The organism is Mycobacterium sp. NPDC050853, assembly GCF_040653875.1.
Lineage (GTDB): Bacteria > Actinomycetota > Actinomycetes > Mycobacteriales > Mycobacteriaceae > Mycobacterium.
Genome location: NZ_JBFAGW010000001.1, coordinates 381,002 through 384,444 on the forward strand (window position 1 = coordinate 381,002; position 3,443 = coordinate 384,444).

Sequence of the window (3,443 nt, forward strand, 5' to 3'; positions counted from 1 at the left end):
CTCTAGTGCCCTTCCGTCCATCCGTCTGTCCACACCGCGTGCGATAACCAGTGCGCGGCCCGCTCGGCACGCTCCCGCACCTCGGCCACATACTGCGGATCTGCTAGTGAACCATCCACGCGGCCTTGAATATTCACATGCCCGAGCTTGCGGCCCGGGCGCTCGCCCTTGCCGTACAGGTGCACCTTTGCCTCCGGGATGCGACCCATCAAGTGGTGCATCCGTTCATCAAGTGACATCACGGGCGTCTCTTGCGCGCCAAGCACGTTGGCCATGACGGTCACGGGGGCAAGGGGTTCGGTGGAGCCGAGCGGGTAATCAAGCACCGCACGGAGGTGCTGTTCGAATTGCCCGGTCCGCGCACCGTCCATGCTCCAATGCCCGGAGTTGTGCGGTCGCATTGCCAATTCATTGACCAGTAGTCGGCCGTCCTTCGTTTCGAACAGCTCCACGGCGAGACACCCAGTCACACCGAGCTCGGTGGCGATCCGAAGCGCGAGCTGCTCGGCCTCCATCGCCCGCTCCTCGGGGAGCTCGGGTGCCGGCGCAACGACCACGGCGCAAATCCCATCCCGCTGAACGGTTTCCACCACGGGCCAGGCGGCACCCTGCCCAAATGGCGAACGGGCGACCATGGCCGACAGTTCACGCCGCATATCGACGCGCTCCTCGGCTAGTAGCTCTACACCGGCGGCCAGCTGCTCGGCGGCCACGGTGCGCGCCTCGTCGAGATCGTTGGTGATCCACACACCGCGGCCGTCATATCCGCCGCGTACCGCCTTCAACACAACCGAGCCGCCCGTTTCGGCCGCGAACCGCTCGACATCGGAAACGGTCAGGATCTCCGCGAAGGCCGGCACCGGAGCGCCAATGCTCTTGAGTTTGCGCCGCATGAACGTCTTGTCCTGCGCGTAGATGAGGGCGGACGGCGGTGGCTGCACGTTGACGCCCTCGCTCTGCAGGGTTGCAAGAAAATCGGTGGGTACGTGTTCGTGATCGAAGGTCAACACGGTGGCACCCTTGGCCGCGCGACGCAGGTCGTCCAGGTCGGTATGCGAACCGAGCACCACATCGGGGGTGACTTGAGCCGCCGGCTCATCGGCCGCGTGAGCCAGCACCCGCAGCGTCTGACCGAGTGCTATCGACGCCTGATGGGTCATACGGGCCAGCTGACCACCACCGATCATGGTGACCACGGGAGTTTCGGACACAGACATATGTTGTCATGCTGGCTGCGCGGCCCAGCGAGAACGGTCGGTCCCCGTCGCCATTGGCAGCCAGGATTCGACGATCAGATATACGCCCGTACCCAACGGGGTTCACGGACCGCTTCGCGCTGCCACACCATCTTCCGTACACTCGCCATTTGTGTCTTTCGCCGATGCCACCATCGCCCGGCTGCCCCGGTTCATCCGGCCTGTTGCCGAGCGGCACCACGAGCTGATCAAGTTCGGCATCGTCGGAGCCACCACGTTCATCATCGACTTCGGCATCTTCTACGGGCTCAAGCTCACGGTCCTGGAGTCCAAGCCCCTCACTGCGAAGATCATCTCCGGCATCATCGCCGTCATCGCCTCCTACATCCTCAACAGGGAGTGGAGTTTCCGGGACCGCGGCGGCCGTGAGCGGCATCACGAGGCGCTGCTGTTCTTCGCGGTCAGCGGTATAGGCGTGCTCATCGCCATGATTCCGCTGTGGGTGTCGAGTTACGTCTTCGAACTGCGCGTACCGAACGTCAGCCTGACGGTCGAGAACATCGCCGACTTCATCAGCGCATACATCATCGGCAACCTGCTCCAGATGGCCTTCCGGTTCTGGGCCTTCCGCCGCTGGGTGTTCCCCGACGAATTCGGACGGTCAGACGTCCCGGTGGCTCTGGTCGATACCGGCGACGCCCAGGGCGATATCGAAGAAGACGACAACGCCACCACGCTGCAGCCGGCTCCAGGACTGCCCAACGGGTCCGCAGTGCATTACGGCACCGAGGTCGGCCGCGGCCTATACGGCTCAGCGCATCATGTGGCGGGTGGCCGGTCCCGGCCACGACCGGTGGAGCGACTGTCGCCCTCCTCCGAACCGAGGGTGTCGAAGACCTCGTGATACAGCAGCGAGTGGACGTATTCCACTCGCGGTATCTCATGAAACTCCAACGGGTCCTGTGACGCCGATTCGATGATCAGCGTGCCGGTGCGCAGAATCCTGTCGATCAGGCCGTGCCGGAATTCGACGCTGTTGACACGCGCCAACGGGATGTCGATACCCGAGCGGCTCAACAATCCGTGGCGGAACATCACGCGGCGGTCGGTGATGACGAAGTGCGTGGTCAGCCAGTTCAGGAACGGCCATACGCTCAGCCAGCCGACCAGCACCAACCACACCACGCCGATGGCGATCATCACGACGTTCTTCGCGGTGGGCTGCCAATCGGTGTTATCGACCATCGCGGCGACGAAGGCCGCGGCACCCGTGGACAGGATCAGCACCAGCGCCGGCCCGATCAGTCGCTTCCAGTGCGGATGGCGGTGCAACACCACCTGCTCGTCATCGGCGAGTACGTTCTCCGGATACCCCACGTTGAGCGACTTTACTGGTCTTCTGACGTACGCAAATGCGTAATGTCGCCCGCCGTCACCGCGGTAACGGCACCGTCGGCGCCCTCGATCCGTAGTTGCCCGTTCTCGCCGAGCCCGACCGCGATGCCGACCAGTTCACGGTCGCCCGGCAGTTCGGCGCGCACCCGCGCTCCCAGGGTGACACTGCGGGAGCGGTAGTCCTCGAGCAGCTGCTGATCGACGCCCCGTGCGGCCCGCCAATGCTCGATGCGGCCGCCGAGCTCACGCAGGACCGCGCGGGCCAACTCGTTGCGGTCTGGATCAGCCCAGCCGAGGATCGCCAGCGACGTGGCATTGGGGTCGGGCAGCTCATGTTCGGTGAACGTCGCGTTGAGCCCAAGACCGACCACGATGGCCTGCTGAGGAGACGCGACCTCGGCGAGGATTCCGCACAACTTGCGCCCGTCGACGAGCACGTCGTTGGGCCATTTGAGTCCGGCCTGAACACCGGTCGCTTCCGCGACCGCGTCGACGATGGCGACTCCGGCAAGCAGTGGGACCAACCCCCATCGGTCCGAGGGCACGTCGCCGACGGCGATGCCTACCGACATCGACAACTGCGTGTATGCGGGTGCGCCCCAGTTTCGGCCGTGGCGCCCGCGCCCGGCGGTCTGGTGTTCGGCGAGCAGGACGACACCGTCGATGTCCTCCCCCGCCGCCGCGCGCGCCACCAGATCGGCGTTGGTGGAGCCCGTTTCGTCGACGATGTCGATTCGGCGCCACTGTCCGCCGGGGCTGTCGGTGAGGGTGAGTCTGTCCGAAGTCACGCACCCAGCCTAGGGCCCGAGCCGCGCAGTGTGGAGCGAACGTCCATGAGCGCACAGCTTTTAT

At 65.0% G+C, this 3,443-nt stretch carries 4 protein-coding genes; 1 reads left to right on the forward strand and 3 read right to left on the reverse strand.

Annotated features, from left to right (window positions below):
* Positions 1-2: 2 nt before the first annotated feature.
* Positions 3-1,211 carry a 5-(carboxyamino)imidazole ribonucleotide synthase gene (locus tag AB0H22_RS01900; protein ID WP_358144403.1) on the reverse strand — a complete coding sequence of 403 codons (1,209 nt, stop codon included), beginning with the start codon at positions 1,209-1,211 and terminating at the stop codon, positions 3-5.
* Positions 1,212-1,368: 157 nt separating this feature from the next.
* Between AB0H22_RS01900 and AB0H22_RS01905 the strand changes: the two genes are divergently transcribed.
* The gene (locus tag AB0H22_RS01905; RefSeq protein ID WP_180748501.1) at positions 1,369-2,100 is read left to right on the forward strand and encodes a GtrA family protein; all 732 of its coding nucleotides are present in this window, start codon (positions 1,369-1,371) and stop codon (positions 2,098-2,100) included.
* Here the strand turns inward: AB0H22_RS01905 and AB0H22_RS01910 are convergent.
* Both AB0H22_RS01910 and AB0H22_RS01915 read right to left on the reverse strand, forming a co-directional pair.
* Positions 2,016-2,573, reverse strand: a complete 558-nt coding sequence (locus AB0H22_RS01910; RefSeq protein ID WP_180748502.1) for a PH domain-containing protein — start codon at positions 2,571-2,573, stop codon at positions 2,016-2,018. The genes AB0H22_RS01905 and AB0H22_RS01910 overlap by 85 nt on opposite strands.
* Before the next feature lie 11 nt (positions 2,574-2,584).
* A complete protein-coding gene (locus tag AB0H22_RS01915) occupies positions 2,585-3,379 on the reverse strand; it encodes a biotin--[acetyl-CoA-carboxylase] ligase (RefSeq protein WP_180748503.1) in 795 nt (264 codons plus the stop codon).
* Positions 3,380-3,443: the final 64 nt, after the last annotated feature.